This window comes from Allocatelliglobosispora scoriae (assembly GCF_014204945.1).
GTDB lineage: Bacteria > Actinomycetota > Actinomycetes > Mycobacteriales > Micromonosporaceae > Allocatelliglobosispora > Allocatelliglobosispora scoriae.
In genome coordinates, this window is record NZ_JACHMN010000002.1 from 3,441,981 (window position 1) to 3,459,179 (window position 17,199).

At 69.6% G+C, this 17,199-nt stretch carries 17 protein-coding genes; 11 read left to right on the top strand and 6 right to left on the bottom strand.

Annotated features, from left to right (window positions below; translation table 11 throughout):
- Positions 1–10: 10 nt before the first annotated feature.
- The 4 genes from F4553_RS21305 to F4553_RS21320 all read right to left on the bottom strand — a co-directional run bounded on the left by F4553_RS21305 (position 11) and on the right by F4553_RS21320 (position 4,795).
- Positions 11–2,788, bottom strand: a complete 2,778-nt coding sequence (locus tag F4553_RS21305; protein ID WP_184838614.1) for a choice-of-anchor D domain-containing protein — start codon at positions 2,786–2,788, stop codon at positions 11–13.
- A 148-nt stretch (positions 2,789–2,936) separates the two neighbouring features.
- The gene (locus tag F4553_RS21310) at positions 2,937–3,671 is read right to left on the bottom strand and encodes a hypothetical protein (protein WP_184838615.1); all 735 of its coding nucleotides are present in this window, start codon (positions 3,669–3,671) and stop codon (positions 2,937–2,939) included.
- 12 nt (positions 3,672–3,683) lie between these two features.
- Entirely contained in the window at positions 3,684–3,965 is a 282-nt protein-coding gene (locus tag F4553_RS21315; RefSeq protein WP_184838617.1) for a hypothetical protein, read from the bottom strand.
- Positions 3,966–4,000: 35 nt separating this feature from the next.
- On the bottom strand, positions 4,001–4,795 hold the full coding sequence (locus F4553_RS21320) for a hypothetical protein (RefSeq protein WP_184838619.1): 795 nt from the start codon (positions 4,793–4,795) through the stop codon (positions 4,001–4,003).
- 331 nt (positions 4,796–5,126) lie between these two features.
- On the opposite strand from F4553_RS21320, the gene pdhA reads away from it, so the two are divergent.
- The 3 genes from pdhA to F4553_RS21335 are packed head-to-tail and all read left to right on the top strand — an operon-like array spanning position 5,127 to position 8,664.
- Complete coding sequence (gene pdhA, locus F4553_RS21325) at positions 5,127–6,278, top strand: pyruvate dehydrogenase (acetyl-transferring) E1 component subunit alpha (protein WP_184838621.1); 1,152 nt, start codon at positions 5,127–5,129, stop codon at positions 6,276–6,278.
- Between the two features lie 2 nt (positions 6,279–6,280).
- Positions 6,281–7,270: an alpha-ketoacid dehydrogenase subunit beta gene (locus F4553_RS21330; RefSeq protein WP_184838623.1), complete on the top strand. Its 990-nt coding sequence runs from the start codon at positions 6,281–6,283 to the stop codon at positions 7,268–7,270.
- Positions 7,267–8,664, top strand: a complete 1,398-nt coding sequence (locus F4553_RS21335) for a dihydrolipoamide acetyltransferase family protein (RefSeq protein WP_376776235.1) — start codon at positions 7,267–7,269, stop codon at positions 8,662–8,664. Before F4553_RS21330 ends, F4553_RS21335 begins: the two co-directional genes overlap by 4 nt.
- 241 nt (positions 8,665–8,905) lie before the next feature.
- On the opposite strand, the gene F4553_RS42530 is transcribed toward F4553_RS21335, so the two are convergent.
- The gene (locus F4553_RS42530) at positions 8,906–9,718 is read right to left on the bottom strand and encodes a MaoC/PaaZ C-terminal domain-containing protein (protein ID WP_184838627.1); all 813 of its coding nucleotides are present in this window, start codon (positions 9,716–9,718) and stop codon (positions 8,906–8,908) included.
- A gap of 1 nt (position 9,719) precedes the next feature.
- Positions 9,720–11,039 carry a 3-oxoacyl-ACP reductase gene (locus F4553_RS21345; RefSeq protein ID WP_184838629.1) on the bottom strand — a complete coding sequence of 440 codons (1,320 nt, stop codon included), beginning with the start codon at positions 11,037–11,039 and terminating at the stop codon, positions 9,720–9,722.
- A gap of 44 nt (positions 11,040–11,083) precedes the next feature.
- Between F4553_RS21345 and F4553_RS21350 the strand changes: the two genes are divergently transcribed.
- The 8 genes from F4553_RS21350 (at position 11,084) to F4553_RS21385 (ending at position 17,181) form a co-directional block, all read left to right on the top strand.
- On the top strand, positions 11,084–12,358 hold the full coding sequence (locus F4553_RS21350; RefSeq protein ID WP_184841003.1) for an acetyl-CoA C-acetyltransferase: 1,275 nt from the start codon (positions 11,084–11,086) through the stop codon (positions 12,356–12,358).
- A gap of 113 nt (positions 12,359–12,471) precedes the next feature.
- Positions 12,472–13,335: a DUF5926 family protein gene (locus F4553_RS21355; RefSeq protein WP_184838631.1), complete on the top strand. Its 864-nt coding sequence runs from the start codon at positions 12,472–12,474 to the stop codon at positions 13,333–13,335.
- Positions 13,336–13,485: 150 nt separating this feature from the next.
- A complete protein-coding gene (locus tag F4553_RS21360; protein ID WP_376776236.1) occupies positions 13,486–14,193 on the top strand; it encodes a hypothetical protein in 708 nt (235 codons plus the stop codon).
- A gap of 77 nt (positions 14,194–14,270) precedes the next feature.
- Positions 14,271–14,711 carry a hypothetical protein gene (locus F4553_RS21365; RefSeq protein WP_184838633.1) on the top strand — a complete coding sequence of 147 codons (441 nt, stop codon included), beginning with the start codon at positions 14,271–14,273 and terminating at the stop codon, positions 14,709–14,711.
- Positions 14,712–14,850: 139 nt separating this feature from the next.
- Positions 14,851–15,285: an ACT domain-containing protein gene (locus F4553_RS21370; RefSeq protein ID WP_184838635.1), complete on the top strand. Its 435-nt coding sequence runs from the start codon at positions 14,851–14,853 to the stop codon at positions 15,283–15,285.
- Between the two features lie 81 nt (positions 15,286–15,366).
- Positions 15,367–15,858: a hypothetical protein gene (locus tag F4553_RS21375; RefSeq protein ID WP_184838637.1), complete on the top strand. Its 492-nt coding sequence runs from the start codon at positions 15,367–15,369 to the stop codon at positions 15,856–15,858.
- 18 nt (positions 15,859–15,876) lie between these two features.
- Positions 15,877–16,824 (top strand): prephenate dehydratase, encoded by a 948-nt coding sequence (pheA, locus tag F4553_RS21380; protein WP_184838639.1) that lies wholly within the window; start codon positions 15,877–15,879, stop codon positions 16,822–16,824.
- A 9-nt stretch (positions 16,825–16,833) separates the two neighbouring features.
- Positions 16,834–17,181, top strand: coding sequence for a metallopeptidase family protein (locus tag F4553_RS21385; RefSeq protein WP_184841007.1), 348 nt, complete (start codon positions 16,834–16,836; stop codon positions 17,179–17,181).
- Positions 17,182–17,199: the final 18 nt, after the last annotated feature.

Here is a 17,199-nt window from a genome sequence, read left to right on the forward strand (position 1 = left end):
CCGGTGTGTGCTAGCTCAGCCGACCCAGCTTCGGCTCGGGGTGGGCGGTCAGGGCGTAGGTGGTCTTGCGCGCTCTGATCGTCGCCGTTCCCGGGCTGAAGCTCGACACGGAGTTCGTGTCCGGATAGAAGGTGCCGACCACGTCGACCGCCACGTTGGTCCTGCCCGAGGCGTTGAAGATGTTGAACATCTTGGTGGGCCCGAGGAGGGTGATCGCGGCGTTCGGCACCGTCTGCCCCTTGGCGGGGTTGAGGTTGCTGATCGTCGGCTGCGGGATGTCGCTGTATCCGTGCGGCCACAGCGTGAGGTAGGTGTTGCTCGTCGGCGCGATGCCCGTGACGTTCAGCGCGAGCGCCTGGGTCGAGTCGTCGATCAGCGCCGGCGGGGTGGTGACGTGCGCCGTGGCACCGGCACCCAGTGTTGACGCGCCCAGTCCTGACCGCGTGTCCACGATCCGGGTCGGCGTCATCGGCTGGAACCGGTAACCGCCGCCGAGCTGACCGTCGTCGTAGAAGCCGACGATGTCCACCAGCAGGTCGACGGTGGCCGAGGTGTAGATCCCGACCGTCGGCAGCCCTTCGGCATCTCCGCAGTCCACGCAGGGCGAGGTGGGGACGATCGCCATGTTGGGCACGGTCTTGCCCTTGCCGAAGTTGAGCGTGGAGGTCTCCGGGAAGGTGTAGTCGCCACCGTCCCACGCGGTCAGGTAGCCGCTGGACCTCGGCGACACGGCGGTGATGTTGAGCGCCAGCGCCCGGATGTGCTGGTTGGCCGGGTAGCCGTAGCTGACGGGGATGTACATGACCAGCCCGGCGGGGATCTGGAAGCCCAGATCGCTGCGCGAGTCGAAGAGCCGCTCGGGCATCGTCGGCTGGAAACGGCCACCGGCGACGGCTCCGGTGTCGGCCGGGGCGGACGCCGCGTAGTAGCCCACCACGTCGACGATGATGTCGCTCCGGCCGGCCGAGTTGAAGATGTCGACCTTGCCGTTGGCGCCGAGGCCGACGGTGACCGAGTTGGCCCCGGTCCAGCCCGCGGTGAAGTTGAGCGAGGAGGCGGTCGGCCGCGCCACGCCGCCGGGGTAGACGGTGAGGTAGCCGCCGGCCGTGGGCCCGGTCACCGTGACGTTGAGAACGACCGCCGAGACATTGCCCGCCGGTACGCCACCCCGCCCCGCGACCTGCAGGTGCGCCACGGCTCCGGCGCCGATCTTCGCCTTGCTGATCCCGATACCCGTCCGGGAGTCCATGATCCGTTCAGGGGCGAGCGGGTAGTAGGTGCCCTCCTGATCGGCGATGCCGATGATGGAGAGGCTCACGATGCGCGGGTTGATCGAACTGTTGTTGGGTATGAGCAGGCTGGCGAAGCGGCCGCCGACATAGGGCGTGGTCGCCGAGAGCGTGACCGTGCAATCGGTGCCGACCTGCAGCGTCACGCCCGAGCAGCTGTCGTCGACGATGGTGAAGATCTGCGCGTCGGCGCCGTCGATGCTGATCGTGCCCAGGGCGACGGCTTCAGGTCCGGCAGCCGTCACGGTCAGCGTCTTCGGACCGGCGCTCTGCCCGACGATCACGGAGCCGAACTGCAGGTAGGGGTCGACCGTGAGCCCCTTGGACTCGGCAGCGGTCACCGTGAGCTGAACCCCCCGCAGGGCGCCCGGGGTGTTGTTCGGGAACTGCAGCATCGCCGTGACCGACTGGCTGGCCACGTTGGGGTGCGCCTTGACGCTGACCGAGCAGGTCTGCAGGTTGCCGAGGACCGCACCTGAGCAGGTGTCGGACGTGATCACGAACGCGGCCGAGCCGTAGTTCACGATCGAGACCGTGCCGAAGGTCACCGGCGAGATGTTGGTGCCGGTCATCTTCACCGTCTTGGTCTCGGAGTCGTGACCGGTGTAGATCACCCCGAAGTCCATCGAGTTGGTGCTGCTCGTGAAGGACCGCGTGTTGGCACCCTGGAGGCTCAGCGCGACGTTGGTCTGCCCGCCCGACGTGTTGTCCGGGACGACCAGGAGGGCCGTCTGGACCGCGTAGGCGGTCGCATGTGGTGTCACGGTCAACACACAGGTCTCGCCGTAGGCGACGGTCTGGCCGGAGCAGGTGTCGGCGGTGACGGCGAAGGCGGCGGGCACCGCACCGCTGAGGGCGGCCGTGCCGAACACGATCGGCGAGCTGCCGCGCGAGGTGATGGTGACCTGCTTCGGAGTGCCGTTCAGATCGAACGGCTGGGAACCGAAGTCGATCTGTCCCGGGTCGGTCGTGGCGGCGGCGTAGGGGACGCTCGAATGCCAGCGGAGCTCGCCGGTGGTGATCTCCGGCTTGCTCGCGGTGCACTTGCTGCTGTAAGACGCGGCGAATGCGGTGATGGCACCGGTCCCCGCCTCACGGACCACCTCGGTGACCGTCAGCGACGCGGGATCACCGTCGCATGCCGCACTGCCCACACCGAGGGTGAACTGCGCGTGGGTGGCGTCGGCGAACCAGTCGGTCGAGTAGGTCCCGACGGCCCAGGTCTGACCCGTCGGCGGTTGGAGCCCCATGGTGATGCTGCCCGAGGTGCTGAGCGCCATCACGCTCAGCACCTCGGGTGACGTCCACGAGAAGGAGAAGGTGTAAGCGTTGCCCGCGTCGAGCGCGAGGCTTCCGACCTGCGGATAGAAGGTGGAGTGGCCGCTGACCGTCACCGCCGTGTAGGGGGCGGTGGGCGCTGCGGCGCTCGCTGACGACGGGACGAGTGCAACGGTGGAGACCGCCAGTGCGGCAACGAAAAGAAGGCGAAGAGTGCGCAACAAAACCCCCGAGTTTTGGATGGGCGCGCAAGACCAACTGGACCGTAGGGGAGCCCGGAGTCGCAGAACACCGGCTGAACGGTCGCATCACGCGAACAGCCCGGTCGGATCCTCGCGGACCCGGCCGGGCTGCGGCTCGCCGTACTGATCAGCTCGGGGAGGCCGCCGGTGCCGGGGAGGGCTTGAGACTCTTGAGGAAGGCGCGGACCTTCTTCGCCGCAGTGACAGCGGTCTTCAGGTCGGCCCGGGCCGTCTTCAGCGACGTACGGCACTCGCCGACCTTGGCGCGGATCGCGTCGCCGTCGGGGCCGGGCTCGATCGCGAGCAGCGTGGCCACGTCGCCGTCGATACCGGCCGAGGCCTTGTCCGTCGCGGCCTGCATCGCGGCGAGGTCCTGCTCGGCGGCGGCGGTGTCCTTGCCCGCGGCCTTCGCCTTGGCGACGAGGTCGGCGAGCTTGTCGTGGGCCGCCTTCAGCTTCGCGACCGCGGCGACCTCCGCGTCCGAGACGGCGGTGAGGCGTACCTTGGGCCCGACGAGGATGAAGACCCGGTAGTCGTCGACCATGCTCTTCGCATCGGCACGCAGCGCCTCCCGGGTCGTCTCACCGGCCACCTTGGTCTTCAGCGCGGTGAGGCCGCTGATGTCCTCGGTGACGAGCGTGTGCAGCGTCGACCTGTGCCCGTCGGTGATGTGCTTGGCGGCGTTGAGCGCCGTGTCGAACTTCTTCAGCGCCGCGAGCCGCAGATCGATCCGCTTCGTGACCTCGGCTTTCGCCACGGTGAGGTTGGGCTCGGGAGCGGCGATCGCCGGAGCGGCGACACCTCCGACGACGAGCGCGGCGGCAGCGGTCAGGGGGATCAGGGTGCGCAGGATTCGATTCATGGGGGGTGCCTCTCAGTCCGCGTCCGGTGCCGACGACTCGGCGAGTTGGGTGTCGGTCTCGTCGAGCAGCGAGTCGACGGAGGCGAGATCGCCGTCGACACCGCTGACGTCCACGGGCCGGCCACCGGTGGTGGCGCCGCCCTTGCCCGGGGCTGCGGGCTGCTGCTGGGTGGTGGAGACCGTGTCGCCGTCGCGGTCGGCCCGCCCGGTCCGGTCCTTTGCCTGGCAACCGGCGGTCGCGACGACGCCGGCCAGGGCGATCGCCGCGCCGGTGAGCGCGAGGAATCTCTTCATACGCCGAAGGCTGCCAGCCGCCGGCTAAGCGGGGGTCAGCGCTGTGTTCGAGGAATGTACGGGTACCGCTTCGCCGCCAACCGCCGCAGGTGATCGTTGAGCTTCTTGATCTGCGCCGAACGCTGGAACGAGTGCCCGGAGTAGCGGCGGCTCGGCTGGTAGTGGTCGTGCCCGCACGGGCGGGGACGGTTCGGGCGGTGGATCACCGGCGGGCGGCTCGGCGGCGGTGGCGTCACGACCGGCGGCTTCGGCTTCGGCGCCTTCTTCTTCACCTTCTTCTTGTGCTTGACGACCTTCCGGGGCTTCTTGTGCTTGGCGACCGGGTGCGGCTTGCCCTGCCAGTTGCCGCGCTCGAGCTGGTTCGGCGGCTGCGGTGCCTGCGGTGTCCCGGGCAGCGGCTGGGCCGGCAGCGGTGCGGCCGGCTCGACCGGCACCGGCTGCTGCGGCAGCTCGTCGACGGTCACCTGGCGCTGCTTGGCCCGGTCCCGGGGTACGCCGACCACGAGGGGCAGCTCCGGCAGGGGCTGGACCAGCACCGCCTCGCTCTGCAGTCGCTGCGCCGGCAGGATCTCGTCGACACCGGCGCGCAGGACGATCCAGGTGGGCAGCGACGCCAGCCCGACGAGCAGCGCGACGATCATTCCGTACCGCCGGGAGCTGCCGAGGCCTTGACCACCGCCCAGCGCGTTGCGAATCCGCGGCCCCACGACATTGGGCAGGTAGGCCTCGCGCGGGTCAGCGGCCTCCTCCTCGTCCTCCGGCGGGGGCGTCGGAGCCGGGATCTCCGGAGTGGGCGGATCTTCCCCACCTGGGAAAACGGAGTCCGGCACCCATGATTCATCACTATTTGGCACTTCAACGCTCCAATTGTCTAAACTCGGGGGAGTTTGTCCAGATTGCCGCACGCTGAACCCGGATGCCGCAATCCACGCCGGAAACGGTCACGAGATCCGCCACCCCTTTGTGAGAGGTGCCACGGATACGGCAGGATGGGGTCAAGGCGGCAGCGTGGCCGCGGTCTTCCGCGACCCTGCGGACGGGCGCGATTCCGAAGCCGGCGACTCCCGCTGCGCGGCAGTCCCCACAGGGATGAGGCGTGGCCCCGACCGCTGCGCGGCGAGCACACCCCGCCGCCGAGCACATCACAACTGGGAGACACGGATGAGCAAGGGCGACACCGCTCCGCGCCGATCCGCCTCGAAGGCGGCGAGCAAGCGCGTGGGCAGCACCCCTGAGCCCGAGTACGTGCAGCTACTCACCCCTGACGGCGAGCGCGTCGAGCACCCCGACTATTCAGTCGACTTCTCCGACGAGGAGCTGCGCGGGCTCTACCGCGACCTCGTCACGGTGCGCGCGCTGGACGCCGAGGCCACCGCCCTGCAGCGACAGGGCGAGCTCGGCATCTGGGCCAGCCTGCTGGGCCAGGAAGCAGCGCAGGTCGGCTCCGGCCGGGCCTTGCGGACGCAGGACATGGCATTCCCCACCTATCGAGAGCATGGCGTCCTCTACTGCCGGGGCATCGACCCGATCATGCCGCTGAGCCTCTTCCGCGGCGTCGACCAGGGCGGCTGGGACCCGATCGCCCACAAGTTCAACATGTACACGATCGTCATCGGCGCGCAGACCCTGCACGCCACCGGCTATGCCATGGGGATCAAGCTCGACGGCAAGGTGGGCACCGACGACGGCGAGGCGGTCATCGCCTACTTCGGCGACGGCGCGACGAGCCAGGGCGACGTCAACGAGGCCTTCATCTGGGCCTCGGTCTACAACTCGCCGCTCGTCTTCTTCTGCCAGAACAACCAGTACGCGATCTCCGAGCCCGTCGAGCGCCAGATGCGCATCCCGCTCTACCAGCGCGCATCCGGCTTCGGCTTCCCCGGTGTGCGGGTGGACGGCAACGACGTCCTCGCCTGCTACGCGGTGACCCGCGCAGCGCTCGACGCCGCCCGGCTCGGCCAGGGTCCGACGCTGATCGAGGCCTACACCTACCGGATGGGCGCGCACACCACCTCCGACGACCCGACCCGCTACCGCGACACCGCGGAGCTGGAGTCGTGGAAGGCGAAGGACCCGATCTCCCGGGTCAAGGCGCTGCTGGAGCGCGAGGGTCTCGCGGACGAGGCCTTCTTCGCCGAGGTCGCCGTCGACGCCCGGGCGCAGGCCAACCACCTCCGTGAACGAGTTCTCTCCATGCCCGACCCGCAACCCGCCTCGATGTTCGATCATGTTTATGCGGAGTCGTCTCCGCTGGTCGAGGCACAGCGCGCGCAGTTCCAGGCTTACGCAGCGTCGTTTGAGGGAGGGCACTGATCATGGGAACTGAGACACTGACCCTCGGCAAGGCGATCAACACCGGCCTGCGGCGGGCGATGGAGCGCGACGACAAGGTGATCCTCATGGGTGAGGACATCGGCAAACTCGGCGGCGTCTTCCGGATCACCGACGGCCTGCAGAAGGACTTCGGCGACGACCGGGTCATCGACACCCCGCTCGCCGAGGCCGGCATCGTCGGCACCGCGATCGGTCTGGCCCTGCGCGGCTACCGGCCCGTCTGCGAGATCCAGTTCGACGGCTTCGTCTACCCGGCATACGACCAGATCGTCTGTCAGGTCGCGAAGATGCGCTACCGCTCGCTCGGCAAGGTCTCCCTGCCCATGGTGATCCGCATTCCGTTCGGCGGCGGCATCGGCGCGGTGGAGCACCACTCCGAGTCCCCGGAGGCCTACTTCGCGCACACGGCCGGCCTGAAGGTCGTCGCGTGCTCGAACCCCGAGGACGCGCACTTCATGATCCAGCAGGCGATCGCCGGTGACGATCCGGTGATCTTCTTCGAGCCGAAGCGACGCTACTGGGAGAAGGGCCAGGTCGACGTCACCGCCGAGCTGGAGTCCGCCTACCCGCTGCACAAGTCCCGGCTGGTCCGGTCGGGTTCCGACGCCACGCTGGTGGCCTACGGTCCGATGGTCCGCACGGCGATGGACGCGGCGAGCGCCGCCGCCGAGGAGGGGCGCGAGCTCGAGGTCATCGACTTGCGGTCGATCTCCCCGCTCGACATGGAGCCGATCTTCGAGTCGGTACGCAAGACCGGCCGGCTCGTCGTCGTGCACGAGGCACCGTCCAACGTGGGCATGGGTGCCGAGATCGCGGCCCGGGTCAGCGAGGAGTGCTTCTACTCCCTGGAGGCCCCGGTTCTGCGGGTCACCGGCTACGACACCCCCTACCCGGCCTCGCGCCTGGAAGAGGAGTTCCTGCCGGACCTGGACCGGGTCCTGGACGCCGTCGACCGCTCGTTCGGTTGGTGAGGGCTGCCATGGCGATCAACCAGTTCAACCTGCCGGATCTCGGCGAAGGCCTCACCGAGGGCGAGATCCTCAAGTGGCTCGTCGCCGAGGGCGACGTCATCGAGCTCAACCAGCCCATCGTCGAGGTCGAGACCGCCAAGGCAGCGGTCGAGATCCCGGCGAAGTGGGCCGGCACCGTCGAGCGGATCTTCCACCCGGAGGGCACGACCGTCGAGGTCGGACACCCGATCATCTCGATCAACACGGGCGGGGATTCCGCTGTCCCGCTCACGGTCGAAGAGCCCGCTGTCGAAGGCAAGGCACCGACGGGGCTCATCGGCGAGGTCGGCGCCAACGGGCGCACGGCGGTGCTGGTCGGCTACGGCCCGCGTACCGTCGAGGCCAAGCGCAAGGCCCGCAAGGGTGACGTCGCGGCACCCGCCGCGAGTGCCTCCGCGGTCGCGGCTCCGGCTCCTGTCGCGGCCCCCGCGGTCGCCGCTTCACCCGTCGTCATCGAGTCCGTCACGGTCTCGGCGGGCGTGCTCGCCAAGCCGCCCGTGCGCAAGCTCGCCCGGGACCTCGGCATCGACCTCGCGACGATCGTCGGGACCGGGCCGCAGGGCTCGATCACCCGTGACGACCTGGCGGCCGCTGCCGACGCACCGGCACCGGTTCAGCAGGCTGCGGCACCCGCCCCGGTCTTCGACGCCTCCCGCGAGCAGCGGATCCCGATCAAGGGCGTCCGCAAGCTGACCGCCGCCAACATGGTGGCGTCGGCCTTCACCGCGCCGCACGTCACCGAGTTCCTCACGGTCGACATGACCCGCACGATGAAGGCCCTGGACCGGCTCAAGGCCCGGCCCGAGTGGCGCGACGTGCGCGTCTCGCCGCTGCTCCTGGTCGCGAAGGCGGTCCTGCTGGCGGCGAAGCGGCACCCGATGGTCAACTCGACCTGGTCGGCGGCGACCGAGGAGATCGTGGTCAAGGACTACATCAACCTCGGCATCGCGGCGGCGACCGAGCGCGGGCTCATCGTCCCCAACATCAAGGACGCGGGCTCGCTGACGTTGCGTCAGCTCGCGGACGCGATGACCGATCTGGTGCAGACCGCGAAGTCGGGCAAGACGCCGCCTGCGGCGATGTCCGGCGGAACGTTCACGATCACCAATGTCGGCGTTTACGGTGTCGACACCGGCACGCCGATCCTGCCACCGGGTGAGGCCGCGATCCTGGCCCTCGGCACGGTGCGGGAGCAGCCGTGGGCGCACAAGGGCAAGACCAAGCTTCGTCAGGTGACGACGCTGGGCCTCTCCTTCGACCACCGCATCATCGACGGCGAGCTCGGCTCGAAGTTCCTCCGGGACATCGGCGCCTTCCTGACCGACCCCGAGGTGATCCTGCTCGCCTGGACGTAAGGGATTCACGCTGCACGGACGGGGCGCCGGCTCGATCGAGCCGGCGCCCCGTCCGTGCCTGAGGCGGATGACGCTGAGTGACCGGGCGGCGCGCGGGAGCCGTAGGTGTGCGCCACGCTTTGCTCTGCTTACACCCGCGCATCACCGGGAAAGTCCGGACAAGTCTGGTGGTGCGTATGTGTAAGCAGAGCAAAGCATCGCGCACACTCATCCGACCCCCCGGGGTTGCCGGCCGAACGCGCTAACGGAGAGTGCCGACCAGATGCGGACGCTTGCCGAAGACGATCAAGTCACGGCCGTCCGGAACAGCGAAGCCGACCTTCGCCGGCAGCAGGATCGGCGCCTTGAAGGCCACGTCGACCGTGAACGACTCCGGCAGGTGGCCGGCGAGAGCGGCGAGCAGCCGGGCCTTGGTCCACATGCCGTGGGCGATCGGCCGGGGAAAGCCCAGCAGCCGCGCGCCCAGGTAGGACGTGTGAATCGGATTCCGATCGCCGGAGACCTCGGCATAGGCGTCGGCATCGGACCGCGCCACCCGCCAGAACGCCTGCGCCGCGGGCAACTCGCGCTCCGACCCGCGCTCCGACTCCGACTCCGTCGAGGCGTCGCCCCCCGCCGAAACGGTTGACGGGGACGAGCCGCGGCGGAGGTTGGTCGAGACCTCGCGCCACACCTCCTCGCCGTCGACGGTCCCGGTCATCACGATGTCGAACTGACGCCCGCGCCGGTGCGGGCGCAGGTCGGCGGCGTGCACGCTGAGTTCCAGCGGTTCATCGGCCCGGATCGGCCGCACCTGGGTGATCCTGTTGGCGATGTGAACGAGGCCCACCACCGGAAACGGGAAGTCCCAGCCGGTCATGAGCCGCATCATCGCCGCGAAACCCAGGACGTGCGGATAGGTCGCCGGCAGGATGTCCCCGTGGCGGAAGCCGCAGACCTCGTTGTAGCGGGCCAGGTGCGCCCGGTCCACGGTGATCGCGGTGGTCAGCACGGTGGACGGCAGCTCTGCCGGGCGCGAGCGGGGCAGCAGGCCGAGGACCGCCTTGGCGTACACCTCAGGCTCCCAGCAGCATCTGGCCGCAGACCCGCACGACGTTGCCGGTGACACCGGCCGCACCCGGCGCCGCGAACCAGGCGATCGTCTCGGCGACGTCGATCGGCAGGCCGCCCTGGGCGAGCGAGTTCATCCGGCGGCCGGCCTCCCGCGTCACCATCGGCATCTTCGCCGTCATCGCGGTCTCGATGAAGCCCGGCGCCACCGCGTTGACCGTGATGCCCTGCGCGGCGAGGGCGGGCGCGAGGGCTCGGACCCAGCCGATGATCCCGGCCTTCGACGCGGCGTAGTTGGTCTGTCCCCGGTTGCCCGCGATGCCCGCGATCGATGCGACGCCGATGACCCGGCCACCCGACGGGATCAGCTCGGCCGCCAGCAGGGCCCGGGTCACCTCGACGGGTGCGGCGAGGTTGACGCCGAGCACCTGGTCCCACTGCTCGGGGCTCATCTTGCCGAGGGTCTTGTCGCGGGTGATGCCAGCGTTGTGCACGACGACATCCACTCGGCCGTGGCGCGACTTCAGGTGGTCGACGAGGCGCGAGGCCGCGCCTTCGGAGTTCAGATCCAGTTGGTACGCCGACCCGCGCACCTCGTTGGCGACGACTGCCAGCGCGTCACCCGCCGCCGGCACGTCGAGGCAGACCACGTGGGCTCCGTCCCGGGCGAGAGTCCGTGCGATGGCTGCCCCGATCCCCCGGGCAGCCCCCGTGACCAGCGCGATCTTCCCGCTGAGATCCGAGTCGGTGCCGACCTCGGCGGCTCCCACAGTGATCACCTGGCCCGAGACGTAGGCGGACTTCCCCGAGAGCAGGAACTCGATGGTGGAGCGCACCTCGTCGACACCGGCGTCGGCCGCGACGCGTACCAGCTGCGCGGTGGAGCCCCGCCCGAACTCCTTGCCCACGCTGCGGGTGAACCCTTCGAGCGCCTGCGCGACCACAGCGGCCTCGTAGTCCTCGCCGGACTGCGCGGCGAGGGGCACTGCGCCGAGCACGATGACCCGGCCGGACGGCATGAGTGAACGGGCGTGGGGATGCCCGATTTCGTAGAGTTCACGCAGGTCGGCGATTTTCACGATGCTGGTCGCGTCGATGATCAGCGCACCGAGCCGGGCACCCGCGACCACCTCGACCGTACCCGTCGGCAGGACGGCCGCCAGCCCCTCGGCGAGCCGCCCGGACCCGGCGACGAGAACCGGTCCTTCAATCAATGCCGAACCCTCGCGGTAGCGGCGCAGCTTCGGCGGGTCGGGCAGACCGAGGCGCTTGACCAGTGCTTTTCCAGCGCCACTGCGGGCGAATGATGCATAGCGGTCCGACATGAGTCGTATATTACGCGCGAGTAAGTTAGGGTCAACCCATGAACATGCAGACCCGCCGGGTGGGGATCATCGGTGGCAATCGGATTCCGTTCGCGCGGCAGAACGGACGCTACGCGCGCGCTTCCAACCAGGACATGCTGACCGCCGCGCTCGATGGTCTCGTGGCCCGGTTCGGGCTGGCCGGCGTGCAGCTCGGCGAGGTGGCGGCCGGTGCGGTCCTCAAGCACAGCCGGGACTTCAACCTGACCCGTGAGACGGTTCTCGGTTCCACACTCGACTCCCGTACGCCGGGGCTCGACGTCCAGCAGGCCTGCGGCACCGGCCTCGCCGCGATCGTCGGCATCGCCAACAAGATCGCCCTCGGGCAGATCGACTCCGGGATCGGCGGCGGCGTCGACACCACCAGCGACGCGCCTCTCGCCCTCAACGAGCAGATGCGCAAGGCGCTGATCGAGCTCTCCGCCGCCCGCTCCACCGGTGACCGGTTGAAGGCGGCCCTGAAACTGCGGCCCACCCAGGCATTCCGGCCGGAGCTGCCGCGCAACGCCGAACCGCGTACGGGTATGTCGATGGGCGAGCACGCCGCGGTCACCGCCGAGCTGTGGGGGGTCACCCGCGAGGACCAGGATGTCCTCGCCCTCGACTCGCACCGCAAGCTCGCCGCCGCCTACGAGTCGGGGTTCATGGACGACCTGGTGACGCCGTTCCTCGGGCTGAGCCGGGACCAGAACCTGCGCCCGGACTCCTCGCTGGAGAAGCTGGGCAGCCTCAAGCCCATCTTCGGCGCGACGATGACCGCGGGCAACTCCACCCCGCTCACCGACGGGGCCGCGACGGTGCTGCTCGGCACCGACGAGTGGGCCGCCGAGCGCGGGCTGCCGGTGCAGGCGTACCTGGTCGACGCGCAGACCTCGGCCGTGGACTTCACGCCGGGTGCGGCCTACCAGGACGGCCTGCTGATGGCCCCGGTCTACGCCGTGCCGACGCTGCTGGCCCGCAACGGGCTGACCCTGGCGGACTTCGACTATTTCGAGATCCACGAGGCTTTCGCATCCCAGGTGCTGGCGACGCTCGCCGCGTGGGAGTCGGCCGAGTTCTGCCGGGAGCGGCTGGGCCTCGACGCCCCGTTCGGCAGCATCGATCGAGCCCGGCTCAACGTGAACGGCAGCTCGCTCGCGGCCGGCCACCCGTTCGCGGCGACCGGCGGGCGCATCGTCGCCACCCTGGCGAAGCTGCTCGCCACCAGGGGCAGCGGCCGTGGCCTGATCTCCATCTGCGCAGCCGGTGGCCAGGGCGTCGTCGCGATCCTAGAACGCTGACCCTGTCACGTTTTGCAGCAAAGCGTGGCCATCTCGCTTCGCGAGACCACGCTTTGCTGCAAAACGTGACAGGGGAGAAGCTGAACGCGCGGGAGGCACTAAGGTGGGTCTCCGTGAGCAAGAAGAATCGCGAGCCTAAGGCCGCCAAGATCCGTGACGTCTACGTGCCGGTCCCCTTCGCGGGGCTGGCCGACGAGCCGGAGTGGATCGCACTTCGCGAGCTGGTCCCGGCCGCGACGGCGCCGCTGCGGCTGCACCCCACCCTCGTCGAGAAGTACGGCGAGCGTGACATCCTGCTCGCGACGATCCTGCCGATGGCGTGGCCCGCCATGGTCAAGCAGGACGGTCGGATCATGCTCGGCCTGCAGCGCCACGTGCAGTCCGGCGACGTCAACCGGGACCTCGCCGTCGCGATCCTGAGCGCCCTGGAGAGCGCGCCGGGGCAGCCCGTCGCCGTTCCGGCCCTGGCCGGCGAGGGTGAGCGGCTCGCAGACGTGCTCGCGGACGGGCCGCTGGAGATCACGATGCAGGACACGTTCGGCTTCTGGCTGGACGAGGGCCAGGACGACGACCCGGGTGTGCGCGCTTCGCTCGACTCCGCGAACTCCGCGATCACACCGACGACGAAGCTGAATGCCGCCAAGGCCGCGTACTGGACTCGGATGGGTGAGAAGGCTCACATCCGCTGGGTGCTGCCCGATGGCGAGGAGTCCGCAATGGACACCCTGTCCCGGCTGCACGCCCGTGGCGAGCTGAAGCTCGGTGAGCAGACCCGGTTCGCGGGCATGTTCCGTGCTCACGGCCGCCTTGTGCCGGTCTGGGACCTGCCCGCCGACGACGCGGCGGAGTCGTGGGAGGAGCCGTTCGAGGCGTTCACCCAGCGCTACGCGGCGGTGCTCGCCGAGACCGGCCCGCTGGACCCCGATGCGCGCCGGGCGAAGCAGGGCCTGCTCAGTCGGCAGCTCACTCTGCGGTGATCTGTCCGTTCTGGACACAGAACGTCTGATTCATCGAAGTTCACTCATGCGTCACTCCGTGAGGTACCCCTAACTTCGATCACGCTACTTCACGTAGGGTGACGGCACCAACTCAATTTGTGCATCGACCCGGGAGGCCGGAGGCACACGATGACGACGTTCCCGATCCGTCCTATGCCGTTGCCCGTTGATGGCCCATCGCCGGGCAACTCATCGTTGGAAGCGCTGCGCATGAACCCGCTGGAGTGGGCACGGCGCCGGCGTGAGAGCAAGGAGACGCGTCGCCTCGAGGCGGCGGGCGCCCGCGCGGGCCGCCGCCTCGAGAACCTCGGCGCGGAGTGGCACGTGATCGAGTGGCCCCACTCGGTCCGGCCGGTCACCGCCGACCCCGCAGCCGCTCGCCGGGTGAACAACGAGGCCGACCACGCCGGCTTCCTCGCCATCGGTCCCGGCGGCATCTTCTCCGTCAGCGTCGCCGACCACGGCTCCAAGAAGGTGCTGATCTCCGGCGACGTGGTCCAGATCAGCGGACGCCGACCGGCGCTCGTCCCGGCCGCCCGCAAGGATGCGCGGCGAGCCAGCAAGGCGCTCTCGGCAGCCGTCGGCCTCACCATCCCGGTGGTTCCGGTCCTCGCGCTCGTCGGCAGAGGGCTCATCACCGTCTACGGCCTGCCCAAGGACTGCATCATCACGTCCTACCGCGAGCTCGACCGGGTGCTCTCCGCGGGCGGCAGGCGGATCTCCGCCGTTACCGCCGAAAAGCTGTCCGAAGTGGCCAGAAGCCCATGGACCTGGGTGAATGAGCCGTATCAGCCCTATACGTGGTACCCCGAAGGGACCTCCGCCCCGCAAGGGTAGGCGAAGGGTAACCGGAAGGTGACAAGCACGCGACCCCCGAGTAGCGTGCGACCAGTGACAGGACCCCGGGAGGCGTGATGACACATGTCGAGCTCTCACTCTCGCCGACCGGGTTTCATGCCGGTACGGGAGCCGCCGAACCCGCCCTCGAACGATGGGCCACGGCCCTCGTCAACGCCGGCGAGGCAGCACTGATCATCGACGCCGAGGCGCAGATCGTGGCATACACCGCGAGCTGCGCCAGGCTCCTCTGCCTGCGGAATTCCTCCCTGGGCGGCCGGCTGCACGACGCGCTCCGCCTGATCGACTTCACGGCAGCCGGCATCGATCTCCCCGACGCCGAACGAGACCTGATCCCGCCGCTACTGGCGATCGCGTCCGGCCGCCTGGCCCGGGGCCTGATCCGGGTCCGCTGCGTCGACCAGGACACCACCACGCGCACTCTGGACGCCATCTCCACTCCCGTGCGCCAGGACGATGCCGCCGTTGGGTCGCTGACCTTCCTGTGTGAGATCTGATTCCTCCGCTGCCGCTGGGTGGGTGGACCGGGTTGTGGGCGGCGATCGACCCCAGAACCCACCGCGGCCACACCCCACGCCTGTGAGGCAGGACTCCAAAATGCGACGGATGTAAACGTCACTGCGTAGGGTTTGACGCATGCTCCACCTTGACCTGTTACCCGAGCCGTACGCAGTGTGCCGGCTGCCTGCGGGTTCACCGGTTCCTGCGGAGTTGCTGCCGGATTCGTCCCGGCCAGGGGCTCGGGCTCGGTCTGCTGCGGGGGATGAGCGGTCCGCGCCGCTGACCTCCATCACGTGGACGCCCGCCGAGACCTCGGTGATCTGCCGGGCCGACCTGGCACCCGCCGGTGCCGTGGTGGAGACGGGCTGGCGGTGCCTGCGGGTGGCGGGGCCGCTGGACCTGGCACTCACGGGAATCCTGGCCTCGGTGGCGTCGCCGCTGGCGGAGGCCCGGGTCAACATCTTCGCGTTCTCGACCTACGACACGGACTACGTGCTGGTCCCGTCGGTGCGGTTGGCCGAGGCCGTGGCCGCGTTGACGGCGGCCGGGCACCGGGTCACAAACCTGTAACCGGGTCCTGCGGGGTCGCTTTCGGGTAACCATCGTCGGCACGGGGCGTGGTTGGGCGTGTCGGAGTGGCATTCTTCAACGGTGCGACGACCCCTCACGCTCACCCTGCTCGCGTCCGCGCTCGCCCTGACCCTCGTCGGCTGCGGTGTGCCGCCCGAGTTGGAGCCGAAGCCCGGCGTGCCCGTGCCCAGCCCGTCGACCGCGCCGACCACGGGGCGGCCGGTGATCCCGCTGCCGCTGCCGAGCGCGACGACGCCGGGGGCGGAGGCGACGTTCGCGGAGAACTACGCGGTGGCGTGCCTGGGGCGGCCGAGCGGTGATCAGGTGATCGCGATGCTGCGGGCCAAGACGAAGCTGCTGCCCAAGACCGGCGTGATCGCGGTGCCGATGGGTCCGCTCTGCGCGGGCACCTGGCAGTACACGATCCTCACGGTCACCGGCAAGGACCCGCTGCAGGTCGTGACGCAGGGAGCGCCGACGGCGTTGAAGCTGGTCACGGCCGGCACGAATGTCTGCTCCGTCGACGTACGCACACACGCCCCGGTCGGGATCATCTCAGCGGCTCGCTGCTGATCGGATAGCCTCAGCGTTATGCCCGGCGTACCTCCCACGCGTTTTGTTTATCTCGGCCCGGAGAGCACCTTCACCGAGCAGGCCCTGCTGACGATTCCCGCTGCTGAGCGCGGGATCCGCAAGCCTGCGCGAAGCGTGCCGGAGGCGCTGGACGCCGTGCGCGACGGCGACGCCGACGCGGCGCTGGTCCCGATCGAGAACTCGGTCGGCGGCCAGGTCGGCGTGACGCTGGACGAGCTCGCCAACGGCGAGCCGCTGGTGATCACACGCGAGGTGGTGATCCCGGTCGAGTTCGTGCTGGCCGCGCGGCCGGAGATCCGGCTGGACCTGGTCCGCAGCGTCGCCGCGCACCCGCAGGCGAGCGCGCAGTGCCGCCGCTGGCTGCGGGCGCACCTGCCCGACGCCACCGTGATCGACGTGCTCTCCAACGCCACTGCCGCCCAGGACGCCGCCTCGGGCGTGGTCGATGCGGCGATCTGCGCACCGATCGCGGTCGGGCGCTACCGCATCTCGCTGCTCGCGGACAAGATCGCCGATCATCCGGACGGGATGACCCGCTTCGCGCTGGTGTCGCGGCCGGGGACACCGCCCGCACCGACGGGCGACGACCTGACCTCGCTGGCGGTCTACATCGCCCATGACCGGGTCGGCGCGCTGCTGGAGGTCCTGACCCAGTTCACGGTGCGCGGGGTCAACCTGACCCGGATCGAGTCGCGCCCCACGGGTGAACGGCTCGGCCGCTACGTCTTCTTCCTCGACTGCGCGGGCCACGTCGCCGACGCCCGGGTCGGTGAGGCGCTCGCCGGGCTTCGCCGCATCTGTGCGGACGTGCGGTTCCTCGGCAGTTACCCGCGTGCGGTGCCGACCGGCACGGAGCCGCCGGTGGCGTCGCCGGCCGGGCTCTCCGACGTGGATTACGCGGACTCGGCGGCCTGGCTGTCGCGGGTCCGAGCCGGGGGCCACTGACCCATGGCCATCGAGATGACCCGGGAACGCTTCGAGGAGCTCGTCTCCGATGCCCTCGACGAGGTCCCGGGCGAGCTGATGGCACTGCTCAACAACGTGGTGATCCTGATCGAGGAGGAGTCGCCGCCCGGTGAGGGCGAGTTGCTCGGGCTCTACGAGGGGCACGCGCTCACGGACCGGGGCTGGGATTACGCCGGTGTCCTGCCCGACCGGATCACGATCTTCCGCAATCCGACGCTGCGCATCTGCGACACGGAGGAGGACGTCATCGACGAGGTCTCGGTGACGGTCGTGCACGAGATCGCGCACCACTTCGGCATCGACGACGCCCGCCTGCACCAGCTCGGCTGGGACTGACCCTACGTTTTGCAGCAA